We start from the raw sequence: 17065 nt of genomic DNA, 5'->3' as shown, positions 1-17065 counted from the left end.
CGCAACCGACACGCGAGGGGACCATGTTCACTGTCTTCAACGAAGAACTCGCCCAGCTCGCACGAGAGATACGCGACCGGCACCAGTCGTTCACCGCGGGCCGGTGGACCGACGCGGCCCTCGCCGACCACCAACTCCAGGAGTTCCGCCGCACGGTGGCGTACGTGAAGGAGAAGTCACCGTTCTACACGAGGCACCTGGCCTCCGTGGACCCCGTCGCCATCCCGTCTCTGGCCCCCGAGCACCTGGCCTCCGTACCGTTCACGACCAAGGACGACCTGCGACGCGAGTTCGAGAGCGTGCTCTCGCTGCCGCTGTCCAAAGCGTGGATCTTCTACGAGACCACCGGTACCACCGGCCGGAGCACGCCCTGCCCGCGCAACAACACCGACTCGCTGCACAACAACACGGCGCTCACGGTGTACTACGACACGATCTTCCGTCAGTTCGGCGAGGAGCAGGTGATCGGCGTCTCGGGGCCGACCGAGTTGCATGCGTTCGGGGACACCTTCGGCGACGTCTGCCGCAACCTGGGGCACGCGGTCGCCAAGATGTGGCCCCACTCGCCGATGGTCGGGTACGACCGCGCGCTGGAGACCCTGCGCGTCCTTCCGGCCACCGGCCTGTTCAGCACGCCCGGGATGGCGTTGTCCCTGGCGAAGAAGGCATACGCGGCCGGTCTCCACCCGCGTCGGGACTTTGGCCTCGACGTTCTGATGTGCACGGGGGAACTCGCCTCTCCCAGCCTCCTGGAGAACATCGGCGAGGTGTGGGGCGCCAAGGTCTACAACGCCCTGTACGCCTCACAGGAAGCCTCCGTGATGGGCGCGGCGGGCGCCGACGGCGCTCTGTACACAGCACCGTTGCTCAACCTGTACGAGGTGATCGACCCGGACACCGCACGCGCGGTCGAGCCGGGACCCGACGGCGTGCGCACGGGCGAACTCGTCGTCACCTCCCTCTACCAGGGCAGCAAGCCCCTGGTGCGCTACCGCACGGGGGACCTGGTCCGGCTGGGGCCCGCCGCCGCGGACCGCACCCTGCCCGCGCCCACCCTGGAGGTCCTCGGCCGGACCCGCGACACCGTGTCCATCGGCGGCAGCCGGATCAGCGGCTACGACCTCGAGGAACTGCTGCTGGCCCACCCGCGGGGCTACCTCGACTACCAGATCGTCATCGACGAGGTGGACGGTCAGGACGAGCTGACCCTGCACCTGGAGACGCCCCCCGACGACGAAGGCGTGCGCGTCGACCGGGCGGCGATCGCCGACGCCGTGCGCGAGCGGCTCGGTGTCCCGGTCCGGTTCGCGTACGGCCCGCTCGGCGGCGTCACCACGACCGGCGCCATGGTCAGTTGGAAGGCCGCCCGGGTCGAGGACCGGCGCCGGGCCGCTCCGGACGCGGAGCGCGTCGCCGCGCTCGCCGTCGCAGGCGGGAGGGCACAGTGACCAGCGTCGCAGCAGGGGAACCAGGCACGGCGACGCCCGCCGTGGCCGCCCTGGCCTACCACGACGGGCAGTTCGTTCCGTTGGAGCGGGCCCAGGTGCCGGTCACCACGCAGGCACTCCAGTACGGCACGGGCGTCTTCGAGGGAATCCGCGCCTATGTGCAGGCGGACGGCGGTCTGGCGGTCTTCCGCGGCCACGATCACTATCTGCGCTTCCTCAGGAGTTCCGGGACTCTGCGCATCGACGTCGGGCTGGACGCGGAGCAACTGTGCGAGGTGACGGCGGAGTTGCTGCGTCGGATCGGCCCGACCACCGACATGTACGTCCGCCCGCTGGCGTACAAGCGCGCCCTGTTGCCCGGGACGCCGCCCGGTGTCCAGCTCACGGGGGTCTCGGACGCGCTGTCGATCAACGCGTTCCGGATGGGGTCGTACACCGCCCGCGGCGGAATCCGCGTCGCGATCAGCTCCTGGTGCAGGCCGAACTCCGGTGTGTTACCGGTCCGCGCGAAGGTCACCGGCGGCTACGTCAACAACGCGCTCGCCGTGGACGAGGCACGCGCCGCCGGGTACGACGATGCCATCCTGCTCAACAGCCGGGGCCAGGTGGCGGAGGCCAGCACCTCCAACGTGTTCGTCGTCGTCCACGGTCGGCTGGTCACGCCCCCGGTCACCGCCGATCTGGTCGAGGGCATCACCAGGGACACGGTGGTGACCCTCGCGGCCGGCCTGCTGGACGTCGAGACCGCCTTCCACGATCTCGGCCGCGAGGACCTGGGCAACGCTGACGAGGTGTTCCTCACCGGCACCGGCGCGGAGATCGTACCGGTGACCGAGATCGGTGGCCGCCCGGTCGGGGACGGCCTTCCCGGACCCCTCACCACCGCCCTGACGACCGCCTATCACGAGATCGTCCGCGGCAAGGACGAGCGATATCGGCACTGGCTCCAGCCCGTCGGCTCCGCCACGTACTGACCGCCGACCTCAGGGGGAGACATGGTTCAGGCAGAAGGATGGATAGACACAGCCCTGACCTCGGGGCCGTCGATCGAGACCATCGGCACGCTCGGCCCCGCCGGCACCAGCAGTGAACAGGCGGCGCTGTATCTCTGGGCGGATCGCGGCCGGGGCGGATCGCCGGGGATCGGGCTCTACGACACCTACGAGGAGGCCGGCAGGGCACTGCGCGCGGGCGCTGTCAGCCATGTCGTGATCGCCAACGCCTACGCCTCGGTGCACAGCTTCTACATGGACCCGTCGCTGCGGTTCGCCGGAGCGTTCCTCTTCGACACCCCGGACTACGGCATCGCCGTCTCCCCGGGGCACCGCGTCCCCGCCGCCGCCCGGATCGCCACCCACCCGGCGCCGGCCCCGCTGGTCGAGGAGCTCCTCCCGCGGGAGTACTCGGTGGCGGAGATCTGCCACGCGACGTCCACCAGCGCGGCAGCCCGCCAGGCCGGCCGCCGGGAGACCGATCTGGCGCTCACCACGCGGCCGGCGGCCAAGGCCCACGCGTTGGAATTCATCTCCCGTACCCGGTCGATCCGCATGTTGTGGTCGATCTTCACCCTCGCCGGTACGGACTCCTGAAGGAAACAGGTGCCCATGCTCTTGATCGACCGCGCCACGGTGCGTGAGCTCTACCCGGTGCCACGTGCCCTGCCGGTGATGGCGGAGGCCATGCGCCGGTACAGCAGAGGCCAGGTGGACCTGCCGCTGCGGACCGTCCTGCGGCCCGAGAAGGACACCGGTCTGCTGGGCACCATGCCCGGGTTCGTCGCCGGCGACGACCTGGCCGGGTACGGGCTGAAGGCCATGGTGCTCAAGCCCGACAACCCGGCCCGTGGGCTGGAGCTGCACATCGGGGTCGTCATGGTCTTCGACCCGGGGACCGGCGCTCCGCTGGCCCTGATGGACGCAGGTGCGGTGACCGCCGTACGGACCGCGGCCGTGTCCGCCGTCGCCACCGAAGCGCTGGCGCTGCCCGATGCCGGGGATCTCGCCGTGCTCGGCTCGGGTGTCCAGGCCCGCAGTCACCTGGAGGCCATGTCCCTGGTCAGGCCGCTGCGCCGGGTCCGGGTCTGGAGCCGTACCAGGGAGCACGCCGAGGCCTACCGGGTGTGGGCGGCCACGGAGCTGGGCATCCAGGTGGAGACCGTGAGCACGCCGGCGCAGGCACTGGCCGGAGCCGACCTGGTCTGCACCACGACGGCGGCCAAGGAGCCCGTCGTCCAGGCCTCGGACCTCGCACCCGGTGTGCACGTCAACGCCGTCGGCGCCTCCTTCGTCGACCATCGCGAGCTGTCCTCCCAGGCCGTGGCGGGCGCGTCCTTCTTCGTCGACAGCCGGGAATCGGCGCTCGCCGAGTCCGGTGATCTGCGCGCGCCGCTCACGGACGGCCTGGTGGGGCCCGACCACATCCGGGCTGAGCTGGGCGAGGTGCTGCTCGGCACCCGCCCCGGACGCCGAGAGGACACGGAGACCACGGTCTTCAAGTCCCTCGGCCTCGGCGTGCAGGACATCATGTCCGGCTTCGCCATCGCTGAGGAGGCCGCAGTCCGCGGGCTGGGCCGCACCTTCGAGCTCGACTGACCGGCACACCCGGGACACAGCAGAGGAGAACGACCGCAGTGAGTGCTCAGTTGCCTGCGCCGCGCACCGTGCTCGACGGCATCCCGGCCTACGTGCCCAAACCGCCGCAACCGCCCGCAGCGGGCACGTCGTACCGGCTCTTCCTCAATGAGAACCCCTGTCCGCCGCTGCCTTCGGCCCTGGAGACGATCTCCGCGGCGGCATCGCACACCAACCTCTACCCGGGCATCTTCCCGGAACAGCTGACGGACGCCCTCGCCCGCAAGCTGGACGTCCCGCACACGCACGTGGTCACCGGTCCGGGGTCGGTCGGCATCTACCAGCAGATCGGGCAGGCCATGCTCTCGCCGGGCGACGAAGTCGTCTACGCCTGGCCCTCGTTCGAGGCGTTTCCGATCGTCGTGCGGATGGCCGGCGCCCTTCCGGTCGAGGTGCCGCTCAGTGACGAGACCCATGACCTGGAAGCCATGGCCGCGGCCATCACACCGCGGACCACCATGGTGCTGCTGTGTGAGCCCAACAACCCCACGGGCACCGCCGTCGGCGCCGCGCAGCTCAAGCACTTCCTGGACCGGGTGCCGAGCCACATCCTGGTGGTGCTGGACGAGGCCTACTTCGAGTTCTACCAGGGGCCGGAAGCGCCGGACGGGGTGGAACTCCACCGTGACCGGCCCAACCTGGTGGTGCTGCGCACCTTCTCGAAGGCCTACGGGCTGGCCGGGCTGCGGGTCGGCTACAGCGTGGCCCACCCCCGCATCGCCGAGGCGATGCGCAAGTGCGCCGTGCCGTGCGGGGTGAACCGGATCGCCGAGCAGGCCGCCCTGGCCGCGCTGAACGCGGAGGACGAACTCCTGCACCAGGTGGACCGGATCATCGCCGAGCGGGAGCGGTTGCGGGAGGCCCTCGGCCGGCAGGGCTGGAGCCTTTCGCCCAGCGAGACCAACTTTCTCTGGATGCCGCTCGGCGAGGACTCCGACCGGGTCGCTGCCGCACTCGAGCAACGCGGGCTGCTGGTGCGCACCTTCTCCGGCGCCGGGCTCCGGATCACGGTCGGCAGCCCGGAGGCGAACGATCTGCTGATCGCAACCCTGGAGGGCCTCATATCGGGTTGATGACGGTCTTGCGCAGGTGCCCGTAGACCACCGAAGTGCGTACGTCCGCGAGTTCCTGTCGTTCGGTCAGCTTGTCCAGGACCACCGAGTGCAGGTGGTCCGTGTCGCGAACCGCCACATGGAGGAGGAAGTCGTCGGTGCCCGTCAGCACGAAGACCGAGATCACCTCGGGCATCCGCGCCACGAAGGCCTCGAACTGCTCGATGACCGCACGCGTCGGCGGCCGCACCCGCACGGCGATGATGGCCTGCAGTCCCCGGCCCAGCGAGGGGAGATCCACTTCCGCGTGGAATCCGAGCAACACCCCGCGCTCCCGCAGGGATCGCACCCGCTCCAGGCAGGTCGAGGGTGCGATCCCCAACTCCTGTGCAAGGTCCCGGTTGGTGCGCCGACCGTCTTGCTGGAGAAGCCGGAGCAACGCCGAATCAAGTTCATCCATGTTCCATCACACTTCGTCCCAGCCGAACTATATTCGGCCAGCCTGCCATTTTACCTGCGTGATTGCTAGTATTCCCGCGACCGTCCCGCCTATGATTCGTTTTTCCATGGCGCGGACCGGGAGGAGTCGGGGAGTACGGCCGAAAGGGGAGATCGACCGTGGACGAGCGGAGGGGAAAGGTCTGGGCGATATGCGCCGTGGTGGCAGCCGCGCTCTTCTGGAGCAGCTCCTTTGCGGTGACCAAGCAGGTACTGGCAGACGTCGGTCCGCTGACCATCGGGGCTATCCGCTTCACGATCGCCGCCGGCCTGCTCGGGGTCATGGTGCGCATGCGCCGCAACCCACAGGCGCGGCCGGACGCCCGGCAGCGGCGCATGATCTACCTGAGCGGCCTGCTCGGCATCACCGCCTATTTCGTGCTGGAGAACATCGGCGTCGAGCTGTCGACGGCTTCCGACGCCTCCCTGATCGTGGCCACCTACCCGCTGATGACCATGCTCCTGGAGTTCGTGGTCTTCCGGACCAGGATGCGGCTGCTGCGGGTCGGCGGTGTACTGCTCGCCACCGTGGGCGCCTTCCTGGTCGTGCGCAGCGGTGCGGAGGTAGGAGGCAGCGAGCGCTGGCTCGGCGATGTCCTGCTGCTGCTCGGCGGACTCGTGTGGGCCGGGTACACCATGCTGGCCAAGTATGCGGGCCGCGGCCAGGACTCGACGAACCTCACCTACTACCAGACCCTGGCGGGCGCCGCCGGCTTCCTGCTCGCCTCGGGCCTGGAGTTCGGGGACTGGCGGGCACCCGGCGGGACGGCCTGGCTGCTTCTCGCCTATCTCGCCGTGGCGTGTTCCGTCGGTGGCTTCCTCCTGTACAACTACGGCCTGCGCCGCATGACGTCGAGCGTCGCGGTCAACATCCTCAACCTGGCGCCGGTGTTCGGAGTGCTCGGCGCCGTCGTGATCAACGGGGAGACGATCCGGCTCCCGCAGGTCCTGGGCGGCGCGATCATCATCACCGGTGTGGTGCTCGGAGCGGTCGAGCGCCGAACGGCCTTGGAGACGCCCGCGGTTGTGGAGCGGACCCCGGCCGACGAGCGCGCCTGAACGGCCCCGCGGACCCTTCCCCGCCGAGGCCGAACCGGCGACGCATCAGGTTCAGCGAGCCCACAGCGGCATGCCTTCGGCCGGTGCCGGAGCGGCGCCGGCTGTTCATTACGACGTCGTCGTCGGCGACGCCACTCGTCGGGTCCTTTCCACCTCCTGAAAGGTGAGCGCTTTGAAGAAGGTCCTGCTCGTCGAACTGTCCGTTTTCGAGCGGATGACACCGCTAGCCTCCGGTTACCTTCAGGCGTATGCCATGACGGATTCGGTGATTCGCAGCGAGTACCAATTCGAGCGGTATGCGACCGTCGCCAGGACGCCCCGGGCCGATGTCATCCGGGATCTCGTCGGGGCGGCTGCCGATGTGTACGCGATCAGCTGTTACGTATGGAACATGGGCCTGGTGCGGGCCGTGGTGGAGGCCATCAGGCAGGCACGGCCGCAGGCACAGATCATCCTCGGCGGCCCGCAGGTGATGTCGCAGGCCCAGCGTTATCTGACCAGGACGGACGAGAAGACGGTCATCTGCAACGGAGAAGGGGAGATCACCTTCTCGCAGTACCTTCGCGCGCTGACCGAGCCTCAGGTGCGGCCGCGACTCGAGGAGGTCAGTGGTCTCAGCTTCTACCGCGACGGTGAGTTGGTGACGACCCCAAAACAGCCGAGGATCAGCAATCTGAACGACATTCCCTCGCCGTTCCTGACCGGAATCTTCGATTCCGCCTACAGCATAGCCATCCTGGAGACGAACCGCGGCTGCCCCTACCACTGCGGATTCTGCTTCTGGGGGGCCGCGACGAACGACCGTGTGTACCGTTTCGACGAGGACCGGGTCCGTGAAGAAATCAAGTGGACCGCCAAGAACGAGATCCTCTTCCTCTTCATCGCCGACGCGAACTGGGGAATGCTGAGTCGGGACGTCGACATCTCCCGGCACATCACCGACTGCGCGAACGAGTACGGGGCGCCGAACGTCGTCTACTTCTCTGCGGCGAAGAACAAGCCGCAGGCGGTCACGAAGATCACCAGCATCTTCCAGGACGCGAACCTCATCGCCTCCCAGCCGGTGTCGCTGCAGACCCTCGAGCCGACCAGCCTTGATCTGATCGCCCGTTCGAACATCAAGCTGAGTGCCTTCGCCGCGATCCAGGAGGATTTACGGGAGAAGCGGATCAGCTCCTTCATCGAACTCATCTGGCCCCTGCCGGGAGAAACCCTCGAATCCTTCAAGCGCGGCATCGGCACGCTGTGCGAGAACGAGGCGCAGACCGTGATCGCGTACCCTCACCTGCTCCTCAACAACACCCCCATCTACCACAGTGCCGACACCATGGGGATCGTGACGCGGCCCGCCGGAGGGGACGTCGCTGAGGCCCGAATCGTCATCGGCACCAAAGAGGCCTCCGTAGAAGACTTCGTGGAGGGCATGTACTACTTCTATGCCTTCCACGCGCTGCACAACACGCACAGCCTCCGGACGGTGAGCCGCTACCTGGTGCGTCAGAAGGGGCTGAAGTACCAGGACATCTTCTCCGCCTTCGCCGATTTCCTGCGCCGACAAGGGGACGACCCCATCCTGTCGTACATAGAACGCTCCATCAGGGACGCCGACTACTACGACGTGAACAACTACGGTCTCTTCATCCATTCCGTGCTGCACGAGCACAGAGAGATCGCCGCCCGCCAGGTGCGCCGCTTCGCGCAGAGCCAGGACTGGTGGGACGACGCCAAGGTACGGGCCCTGTTCGAGATCGACTTGGTGAACCGTCCCTACATGTACAGCAATACGCCCATGGACGTGCACACAGAGGAATTCCAGGCACTGCGCCTGCTGGACCGCGGTCCCCGCAGCTACCTGGTGCAGGTCCCTGCGGAGCACCTGGCAGATCTGGCCGACGCGGTCCATATTCCAGCGATGCCGGAGGACGGCATCTTCAGGGTGGAGCACAAGCGGCTGCAATACCCCTTCATGCCGACACAGAGTCGTGACCACAGCGGCTCGTATTGTCACGGAATGATCGAGAAGGTCGGGAACGTTCTGCCGTTGTGGCAGCCGGTCTCGCCGTCGTCCGAGGAGAAAGGACTGGACGTCCATGTCGCAATCTGAAGTGGCGATCGAGGGTACCGACACGGTGACTCTCGCTCCGTCGGACCGTGACAGCTCGCTGTGCGATCTCTTCGCAGAGCACGTCTTACGCCGTCCCGACGCACTCGCCGTGACCTATGGTCCCGTGACGCTGACCTACCGGCAACTCGACCGGGTGACCAACTCTCTCGCCTCCGCGCTGCGGGAACTCGGCGTGGGGACCGACCGGTTGGTCACGATCCTCGCCGACCGGAGCCTCGGCGTCGTGGTGGGCATGCTGGCCACCGTGAAGGCCGGCGGTGCCTATCTGGCCCTGGATCCCACCCAGCCGGCCACCCGGCTGCGCACGATCCTGGAGGAAGCCAAGCCCGTCGCGCTGCTGACCGAGGCAGGCGCAGACGATCCGAGCGGCATCGGGACACCCGTGGTCACGATCGCCGACCACTTGGCGGACGCCGTACGGGACGGGGCCGCCCACGACGTCCGGATCGACGGGGGCGCCGGCCCCGAGGACCTGGCCTATGTGGTGTACACCTCGGGTTCGACCGGCAAGCCGAAGGGCATCTGCATCACGCACCGCAACGTGGTGCAGCGCACGCGGCACACCGATTACCTCACCTTCGCGCCGGGGGACCGGGTGGCGCAGGTCTCGAACGCCGCTTTCGACGCCACCACGATCGAGGTGTGGGGGGCGTTGCTCAACGGGGCAGAACTGATCGGGTTCGACCGGGACACCATTCTCTCGCCGGGCCGGCTGGGAATCGCTCTGCGCGAGCATCACATCGACACCATGGTGATCCCGACACCCCTGTTCAACCAGCTTGCGGCGGACGACCCTTCGACGTTCGCCACGGTCTCCCAGATCCTGGTCGGCGGTGACGTCATAGGGGTCGGCCAGGCCAACTCCGTGGCGGCACTGCCGGGTTGCACCCTGTTGAACGGTTACGGTCCCGCCGAGTGCACGACCCTCGCCACCGCGCACCGCGTCACGCCGAAACCCGCCGACCAGTTGCGCGTGCCGATCGGTCGCCCCATCTCCAACACGACCTGCTACGTGCTCGACGACGAGCTGCGGCCCCAGCAGGCCGGGCTACCGGGCCAGCTCTACATCGCCGGCGACGGCGTCGCACGTGGGTACCTCGGTCGCCCGGACCTGACGAAGGAACGCTTTCTACCCGACCCCTTCGCGGCACAGCCCGGCGCGCGCATGTACGCGACAGGAGATCTGGTCTGCCAGTTGCCGGACGGCTCCCTGGACTTCCTCGGCCGTGCGGACTTCCAGGTCAAGATCCGGGGCTTCCGAGTCGAGATGAACGAGGTCGATGCGACGCTGTTGCTGCATCCTGGGGTCGGGGAGGCGGTGACGGTCGCCGACACCGACACGCAGTCCGGCGACAAGACACTCGTCAGCTACTACGTGGGAGCCGACGCGGCCTCTCCGGAGATGGATGACCTCAAGGCTTTCCTGCGTGACCGGCTGCCCGACTACATGGTCCCGTCACGGCTGATCTGCCTCCCCGAACTGCCGAAGAACAGCAACATGAAGGTCGACCGGGCGCAGCTGCCTTCCCCGGCGGTCTCCTCGTCTGCGGCAGATGACGACGCCGGCCCGGCGGCCCCCGAGACGCTCGACGACGAGATCACAACCATCATCGGGCGACTGCTGGACGTGCCGAGCTTCGGCCGTGAGGAGAACTTCTTCGAGGGCGGCGGGCAGTCCATGCTGGCGATCCGGCTGCTCACCCAGGTCGGCCGTCGCTACGGCGTGAACATGACGCTGGCCGAGTTCTTCGAGGATCCGACGGCACGCGGCATTGCCAGTTACATCCGGGCCGCGGACCCCTCGTCCTCCGACGCGCCTGTGTCCGGGGCGGCCGCCCGGCCTGGGGAAGGGCGTTCATGACGAAGGCGACCGACGTGTCGTGGTTCCCTCCGTGCCGGCCGGAGGCCACTCCTCCGCCGGCCCTGGACGCGGACGCGATCCAGTTGTTCTGCCTGCCCCACGCCGGGGCAGGCGCGTCGGCCTACCGGGACTGGCCTGCGCTGCTGGCTCCGGGCATCGAAGCGATACCCGTGCAGCTGCCGGGACGTGAGAGCCGCCACAGGGAGCCGGCGCTCCGTTCGGCCGCCGAGCTCGTCACCGAACTGAAAGGGCCCGTGGCGGGCTGCGCAGGAGAGGACTTCGCTCTGTTCGGGCACAGCATGGGCGCTCTGCTCTGTTACGAACTGGCGCATGAGCTGTCCGCGCTCGGCAAGCCTCCCAGGCATGTGTTCGTCTCGGGGCTGGGTGCACCGCACATACCGCCCACAGGGCCACGGCTGTGCGACCTGCCGGACGACGAGCTGGTGACGGTCATCGCGAAGCTGGAAGGGACGTCACCGGAGGTGCTCGCCCAGCCGGAGCTGGTGCAACTCCTGCTCCCCTTGTTCCGTGCGGACCTCGAGGTCTGGGAGACCTACGTCCACCACCGAGGTCCGCTCCAGGTGCCGGTCACGGCCATGGGCGGTCGCCGCGATCCCGGCGTCGGCCTGGACCTGCTCAGCGCGTGGGGGAGCCTGACGTCGGCCGAATTCCATCTCGAGGTATTCGACGGCGGCCACTTCTATCACTACGCAGCGCCGGACGAGGTCCTGGCACTCATAAGGGAACGGCTGTGATCGCCACCCGGTAGGTTCGGAGAACGGGCTGACACCTGGTTTATCCGCGGCGCTGGCTGATATATGTGCAGAGTTCTGCCCGGAACTCGGCATATTGCGCGTTCGGGCTGATACTCGGTTGCCCCGAGTATCAGCCCGAACGCATGTATGGGCAGCTGGATCTGGACCCTTCACGCGTGATCACTGCCAGTTGTGGTGATCGGTTCATCTCGTTCGTTCCGGCTGATGCCGAGTGGGATCTTCGCGTGTCGCTGCGGCCGCGCCGGGCTTCCACGGTTCCCGGGGGTCTGCTCCTTGCTGGTCCTTGCCGGTGTGGTGGGTGCCCGGTTCACGGGGCGGTGGGCAGTTCGCCGAGCCGTGGCCAGCTGATGGTGAAAGCGTCGTCCCAGGACCGGGTGGTCTCGATCCGCAGCGTCGGCGGCGGGTGTGCTTCGCACCGCGGCCGGGAGGTGGCAGAGCCTGAAACGCATGGTGTCCGGCTCGGCGTCGGCCAGGCTGGGGTGATCGTGCCGGGTGAGTGCGGAGCCGGGCGTCCAGGTCGGCGGCGCGGTTGCGCTCAGCCCAACGAGGGGGAAGAGGTGCGGGTCAGCGGACTCGGACGGGGAGGACTTCCAGCCCATGGATGAGGCTGGAGGCCCGCCACCGCAGCGACGACTCGGGCACCGCCAGCGCCAGCGCGGGGAACCGGGACAGCAGCATGTCGAACGCGATCTCGCCCTCCAGTCGTGCGAGTGGAGCGCCGAGGCAGTAATGAATCCCGTGCCCGAACCCCACGTGGCCCGACGTGTCCCGGCCCACGTCCAGGCGGTCGGCGTCGGGGAACCGTGAGGGATCCCGGTTCGCCGACGCCGACGCGAGCATGACCCATTCCTTCGCGGGGATGGTGGTGTCGCCGATGGTCACCGGCTCCAGAGTGAATCGTTCGGTCGCGTGGTTCAGCGGGTTCGCGTACCGCAGCAGCTCCTCGACCGCCGAAGGCAGCAGCGAGGGATCCTCCCGCAGCCGATGCAGCTCGGCCGGATGCGTCAGCAGCGCCAGCACCCCGCCGGCGATGAGGTTCAGCATCGTCTCGTGACCGGCGACGAGCAGCAGGAACATCATCGAGAGCAACTCGTTCTCCGAGAGCGAGTCCCCCGAGTCGCGGGCCGCGATCAGCGCCGAGAGCAGGTCGTCCGCCGGTGACCGCCGCCGCTCCACGACCAAGTGCGTGAAGTACGCGTGCATGGCGACGGCGGCCTCGCGGGCCTCCTCGCGGGTCCCCCGCGCGGACAGCAGCGTCTCCGACCACCCGCGGAACGACTTCCGGTCGTCGACCGGGATGCCGATCAGCTCGCAGATCACGGTGACCGACAGTGGAAAAGCGAACGCCTCGATCAGGTCCGTCTGGTCGGGCCCGGCCACCATCGCGTCCAGCAACTCGCCCGTGATGCCCGAGATCCGCGGCCGCAGGGAGGCCACCCGGCGTGGCGTGAACGCCCTCACCACCAGGCGGCGCAGCCGGGTGTGGTCGGGCGGATCGAGGTTGAGCATGTGCTGGTCGAGGTACGCCTGCACCGGGTCGACGTTGATGTCGAAATCCTCCGGCGTCATGTGCGCCACCCAGTCCTTGGCCAGCCGGGGGTCGGCCAGCGCGGCGCGCACGTCCTCGTACCGCGTGACGAGCCAGACCCGGACGCCCTCGGGTGTGAGGACCGGAGTCACCGGTGCGGATGAGCGCAGGCGTGCGAAGAAGCCCTGAGGGTCCTGGAAAAATGAATCGTCCAGCCGCTCGGGTGTGGACGGCAGTTTCCCCCCTGTATTCACCATGGCGCCAGCTTAACCAGGACCGGCTTTGCCCTCAAGGGATACGGATGGAGTGCAGACCGGATGAGCATCGACGGCGCAGAGCGGTTGCTGCGAGCAATGCCCCTCAATTCCTGCGCTAAGCACCGGAAAGCTATTGCTGGTTACCAGTAGTGCGTTAAATCCGGCAGTACCGGTCAAGCTCGTGTCCGGTGGTGACCGCGTCGATCAGGGCCTGGTGCTCGGAGGGTGGGTCCGTGTCCGTCCAGGCTCGCCCACCAACGGTGTGACGGTGACGGCGGGGGTGAGCCATGAACGGATGGCCCGTAAGGCCCTGGGCCGGCAAACCCGGTGAGGCCGAGAGCGGTCACCGGGCGCCGGCCGGGACAATCGCCGCGACAGGGGCCACCGGCGCGGACCACAGGTGACGACGCCCATGACGAGCTCGCGGACCGGGCACCAGGCCAAGGGATTCCGACACGCACAGCGCGTCCGTGAGCGGGGCCGGCGTGACGGCCCAGGCCAGTTGGTCCGGCAGGGAGGGCAGGGGGGAACACGCAGGAGCAGGCACCGACTCACCAGGTGTTCAGCAGGCCCCGATTCGCCAAGGGTGCATGGGACGTCGACACTCACATGATCACCGAGACCGTACCCGCGCTGTGTCCATCCCGGCCCGGACCCGGACATCCGCCCCGCTCCGGGCCCGCACGGTATTCCCGACCGACCCTGATCTTGCAGGACCTCCGGTGTCCGGCGGTGTCCCGAAAATGGCGTGAAGTCGCCACCGTGCACGGGCCTCCTTTCGCGCCACCCGTAACTTTCAGTGGACTTCGGGTGGCACGTCAACCGAGTTCTGCCCATTCGGTCTGGGACGAATAGCCTAGTGGTCGACCCCTTGACGCGTGCCTCGGTCACCCACAAGCTCGTGAACAGCCGTGCTCGCCCCGGGAAGATCGCCCTCACGGCGGAAGAGCCCCACGGCGCTTTCGTCCGGCCTCGTCAGGGATGGAATATCCGCCGCGGTGAACCGAGGGCCTGTCGCCGGTGTCGAACCCGACAAGGAGAATCGAAGACGTGTACGTTCCCGCGCATTATCAAGGAAGTCCCGCCGCCGCGGTGACCCTTGTCCGGGCCAGCCCGCTGGCCACGCTCCTTTCCAGCGCGGACCCTGTGCCGTACGCCACCCATCTCCCGGTCGTCATTCCCGAAGCGACCGCCGACGCCCTGCGTAGCGGCCCCGTCGACCTCAGCGGACACCGACTGGCCGGGCACATGAACCGGACCAACCCGCACTGGCGGCACATCTGCGAGGGGGAGACGCCGGCGCTGCTGGTCTTCCGTGGCCCGAACGGCTACGTCTCGCCCGAGGTGTACGACTATTCGCCTGCCGCGCCCACCTGGAATTTCACAGCCGTTCATGTCCGGGGAACTCTGCGGCCCCTACCCGCTGGCGAAGCCACGCGCACGGTTATCCGTCGTACGGTGCAGGAGCTGGAGGGCCGTTTCGGCTTCGGCTGGGATATGACGGACTCCCTCGAATACTTCGACCGGATCATTTCCGGCGTCGGTGCCTTCGAAGTGGAAGTGGAGAAGGTGGACGGCATGTTCAAACTCAGCCAGGAGCAGAGCGACGGCGTGCGATCCAAGGTGACCCGACATTTCTCGGAATGCCCGCACACGGGGTACCGGGATCTGGCGCACGCGATGGAACAGTTCGGAAAGGTCGACAACCAGAACTTGGGAGAGGCGTTATGACGGCAGAGAAGTACGACGTCGTCGTGGTCGGGCTCGGCGCGCTGGGCAGCGCGTCCTGTCACTCGCTCGCCGCCGCCGGGCTGCGGGTACTGGGCGTCGAGCGGTACGGGCCGGTCCATGACCTCGGGGCCAGCCACGGTGAGTCGCGAGGCGTCTGGCAGGCGTACTTCATGGGCCCGCGCTATCTACCTCTGTTGCAACGCGCTTACACCCTCTGGTCGGAGTTGGAAAAGCAGAGTGGCGAGCGCCTGTTCCACCGGACCGGCGGGGTCTGCGTCGGCCCCGCCGACGGCGAGCTGCTGCCGGCCGCCCGGGCCAGCGCCGAGCAGTTCGGCCTTGAGTACGAGTACCTCGACGCGGACGAAATACATGAGCGGTTCCCACAGTTCACGCCGGCCGCCGACTGCGCGGCGATCTACGACCCCGGCTCCGGCTACGTACAGCCTGAGCAGACCGTGCGGGTCCAGCTCCAGCTCGCCGAGAAGCATGCTGCCGACCTGCGATACCACGAGTCCGCCGTGGAGATCGTGGAGAGCGCCCGCGGGGTCAGGCTCCGCACCGACCGAGGTGTCTACGACGCCGACCGCGTCGTGGTCGCCTCCGGCTGCTGGGCCCCCGCCCTCCTGCCCGATCTGGCGCCGGTACAGGTGCTGCGCAAGGTCATGCTTTGGTTCGAGCCCGAGGGCGGAGCACAGGACTTCCAGCCCGACCGCTTTCCGTACTGGATATGGGAGGGCGACGGCATGATTGGCTACGGGCACCCCGCCGCGAGTGGTTTGTACGGTGGGGTCAAGGCGGGCGTCCACAGCGGCGGCACCCCGACCGCCCCGGACACGGTCGACCGCTTCGTGGCCCAGGGGGAGGTCGCCGAGATCCAGGAGTTTCTGCGCAACCGGATCCCGCGGCTGGGCGGCGGCCGGTACCGCAAGAGCGCCGTGTGCCTCTACGACAACACCCCTGACCTTGGATTTCTCATCGGGCAAGCGTCCGAGAAGGGGAAAGTCCTGGTGGCCGGCGGCACCTCCGGCCACGCCTTCAAGTTCGCGCCGGCGATCGGGGAGGCCGTCGCCGAACTGGTGCAGTACGGCCGGGCCACCTACGATATTTCGGCCTTCGACCCGGCCCGGTTCGGCAGCTCCGGCCCGCAGCGGTGAACGGCGCGTCGGTGAGCGGAGTGACGCAAGGGACGGAACACGGTGCGGCCGTAGAACGGGCTGCGGCCCGGTGGGCAGCTGTGGACAGGGCGGCCGTGGAACGGGCCGTCGGATCCGCTCTTGCCGAGGACGAGGCCACCGAGGACATCACCACCCGGTGGAGTGTGCCGGAAGGGCTGAGGGCCCAGGCCGAGATCGTCGCCCGGCAGCCGGGGGTGGTGGCGGGCCTGGCGGTGGTCGAGGCCGTGTTCGCCCGCGTCGACCCCGAGGTGAAGGTAGAGACGCACGTGCCGGACGGTGCCGCGGTGGCTCCCGGCGAGGTGCTGCTGACCCTTCACGGCAGCGCGCGGAGCCTGATCACCGGCGAGCGCACGGCCCTGAACTTCCTGCAACGCCTCTGCGGCATCGCCACGACGACCCGGCGGTACGTCGAGGAGGTGCGGGGCCTGCCTGTGCGCATACTCGACACCCGCAAGACCGCCCCGGGCCTGCGCGCCCTGGACAAGTACGCGGTGACGGCGGGAGGCGGGCACAACCATCGGCAGCACCTCTCAGCGATGGTGCTGCTCAAGGAGAACCACCTCGCTGCCGCCGGCGGGGTGAGCGCCGCGGTCGCCGCTGTGCGTGAGGGGATGGCGGCGGCGGGCCGGGAGGTGCCCGTCGAGGTGGAGGTGGAGACGGTCGAGGAGGCCGAGGAGGCCCTTCGCTGCGGTGTCTCCTGGATCATGCTGGACAACATGGCACCAGGGCGGATGGAGCGGGTCGTCGCGGCGCGGGCGGCGACCGCCGGTGCCGCCGGCGTGCTGCTCGAGGCCTCCGGCACCGTCTCCGTGGACCGGGTGCGGACCGTCGCCGAGACGGGCGTCGACCTCATCTCGGTCGGCACGCTCACCCACAGCGCCCCGGCCCTCGACGTCAGCATGCTGCTGACGACCTGAAGGGGGTC

General features: G+C 68.4%; 14 protein-coding genes. 12 read left to right on the top strand and 2 right to left on the bottom strand.

Annotated elements, in window-relative coordinates; translation table 11 throughout:
• Window positions 1-23: 23 nt before the first annotated feature.
• From M2271_RS04925 to M2271_RS04905, 5 genes are read left to right on the top strand one after another with little or no spacing between them, the layout of a single operon-like run.
• On the top strand, window positions 24-1448 hold the full coding sequence (locus M2271_RS04925; protein ID WP_280885850.1) for a phenylacetate--CoA ligase family protein: 1425 nt from the start codon (window positions 24-26) through the stop codon (window positions 1446-1448).
• A complete protein-coding gene (locus M2271_RS04920; RefSeq protein ID WP_280885849.1) occupies window positions 1445-2422 on the top strand; it encodes a branched-chain amino acid transaminase in 978 nt (325 codons plus the stop codon). Before M2271_RS04925 ends, M2271_RS04920 begins: the two co-directional genes overlap by 4 nt.
• 21 nt (window positions 2423-2443) lie before the next feature.
• A complete protein-coding gene (locus M2271_RS04915; protein WP_280885848.1) occupies window positions 2444-3037 on the top strand; it encodes a hypothetical protein in 594 nt (197 codons plus the stop codon).
• A 15-nt stretch (window positions 3038-3052) separates the two neighbouring features.
• Window positions 3053-4039 carry an ornithine cyclodeaminase family protein gene (locus tag M2271_RS04910; protein ID WP_280885847.1) on the top strand — a complete coding sequence of 329 codons (987 nt, stop codon included), beginning with the start codon at window positions 3053-3055 and terminating at the stop codon, window positions 4037-4039.
• A 38-nt stretch (window positions 4040-4077) separates the two neighbouring features.
• Window positions 4078-5151 (top strand): histidinol-phosphate transaminase, encoded by a 1074-nt coding sequence (locus tag M2271_RS04905; RefSeq protein ID WP_280885846.1) that lies wholly within the window; start codon window positions 4078-4080, stop codon window positions 5149-5151.
• Here the strand turns inward: M2271_RS04905 and M2271_RS04900 are convergent.
• On the bottom strand, window positions 5138-5590 hold the full coding sequence (locus M2271_RS04900; protein WP_280885845.1) for an Lrp/AsnC family transcriptional regulator: 453 nt from the start codon (window positions 5588-5590) through the stop codon (window positions 5138-5140). The two genes, M2271_RS04905 and M2271_RS04900, sit on opposite strands and share 14 nt — an antisense overlap.
• Before the next feature lie 158 nt (window positions 5591-5748).
• Between M2271_RS04900 and M2271_RS04895 the strand changes: the two genes are divergently transcribed.
• The 4 genes from M2271_RS04895 to M2271_RS04880 all read left to right on the top strand — a co-directional run bounded on the left by M2271_RS04895 (window position 5749) and on the right by M2271_RS04880 (window position 11428).
• Window positions 5749-6687 carry a DMT family transporter gene (locus M2271_RS04895; RefSeq protein WP_280885844.1) on the top strand — a complete coding sequence of 313 codons (939 nt, stop codon included), beginning with the start codon at window positions 5749-5751 and terminating at the stop codon, window positions 6685-6687.
• Between the two features lie 172 nt (window positions 6688-6859).
• The gene (locus M2271_RS04890) at window positions 6860-8791 is read left to right on the top strand and encodes a cobalamin-dependent protein (protein ID WP_280885843.1); all 1932 of its coding nucleotides are present in this window, start codon (window positions 6860-6862) and stop codon (window positions 8789-8791) included.
• Window positions 8778-10673 (top strand): non-ribosomal peptide synthetase, encoded by a 1896-nt coding sequence (locus M2271_RS04885; RefSeq protein ID WP_280885842.1) that lies wholly within the window; start codon window positions 8778-8780, stop codon window positions 10671-10673. Before M2271_RS04890 ends, M2271_RS04885 begins: the two co-directional genes overlap by 14 nt.
• On the top strand, window positions 10670-11428 hold the full coding sequence (locus M2271_RS04880; RefSeq protein WP_280885841.1) for an alpha/beta fold hydrolase: 759 nt from the start codon (window positions 10670-10672) through the stop codon (window positions 11426-11428). Before M2271_RS04885 ends, M2271_RS04880 begins: the two co-directional genes overlap by 4 nt.
• A 585-nt stretch (window positions 11429-12013) precedes the next feature.
• Here M2271_RS04880 and M2271_RS04875 read toward each other — a convergent pair.
• Window positions 12014-13234, bottom strand: coding sequence for a cytochrome P450 (locus M2271_RS04875; protein ID WP_280885840.1), 1221 nt, complete (start codon window positions 13232-13234; stop codon window positions 12014-12016).
• A 1050-nt stretch (window positions 13235-14284) separates the two neighbouring features.
• Here M2271_RS04875 and M2271_RS04870 point away from each other — a divergent pair.
• The 3 genes from M2271_RS04870 to nadC all read left to right on the top strand — a co-directional run bounded on the left by M2271_RS04870 (window position 14285) and on the right by nadC (window position 17057).
• Window positions 14285-14965 (top strand): FMN-binding negative transcriptional regulator, encoded by a 681-nt coding sequence (locus M2271_RS04870; RefSeq protein WP_280885839.1) that lies wholly within the window; start codon window positions 14285-14287, stop codon window positions 14963-14965.
• Entirely contained in the window at window positions 14962-16119 is a 1158-nt protein-coding gene (solA, locus tag M2271_RS04865; RefSeq protein WP_280885838.1) for an N-methyl-L-tryptophan oxidase, read from the top strand. Before M2271_RS04870 ends, solA begins: the two co-directional genes overlap by 4 nt.
• 95 nt (window positions 16120-16214) lie before the next feature.
• Window positions 16215-17057, top strand: coding sequence for a carboxylating nicotinate-nucleotide diphosphorylase (gene nadC, locus M2271_RS04860; protein WP_280885837.1), 843 nt, complete (start codon window positions 16215-16217; stop codon window positions 17055-17057).
• Window positions 17058-17065: the final 8 nt, after the last annotated feature.

The sequence above is a fragment of the Streptomyces sp. LBL genome, assembly GCF_029893585.1.
Lineage (GTDB): Bacteria > Actinomycetota > Actinomycetes > Streptomycetales > Streptomycetaceae > Streptomyces.
This window is presented reverse-complemented; position numbering and strand designations above follow the sequence as displayed.

Coding starts and splice junctions, on each gene's coding strand:
- M2271_RS04925 (WP_280885850.1), top strand. CDS start 24: ATGTTCACTGTCTTCAACGAAGAACTCGCCCAGCTCGCACGAGAGATA.
- M2271_RS04915 (WP_280885848.1), top strand. CDS start 2,444: ATGGTTCAGGCAGAAGGATGGATAGACACAGCCCTGACCTCGGGGCCG.
- M2271_RS04910 (WP_280885847.1), top strand. CDS start 3,053: ATGCTCTTGATCGACCGCGCCACGGTGCGTGAGCTCTACCCGGTGCCA.
- M2271_RS04900 (WP_280885845.1), bottom strand. CDS start 5,590: ATGGATGAACTTGATTCGGCGTTGCTCCGGCTTCTCCAGCAAGACGGT.
- M2271_RS04885 (WP_280885842.1), top strand. CDS start 8,778: ATGTCGCAATCTGAAGTGGCGATCGAGGGTACCGACACGGTGACTCTC.
- M2271_RS04880 (WP_280885841.1), top strand. CDS start 10,670: ATGACGAAGGCGACCGACGTGTCGTGGTTCCCTCCGTGCCGGCCGGAG.
- M2271_RS04875 (WP_280885840.1), bottom strand. CDS start 13,234: ATGGTGAATACAGGGGGGAAACTGCCGTCCACACCCGAGCGGCTGGAC.
- solA (WP_280885838.1), top strand. CDS start 14,962: ATGACGGCAGAGAAGTACGACGTCGTCGTGGTCGGGCTCGGCGCGCTG.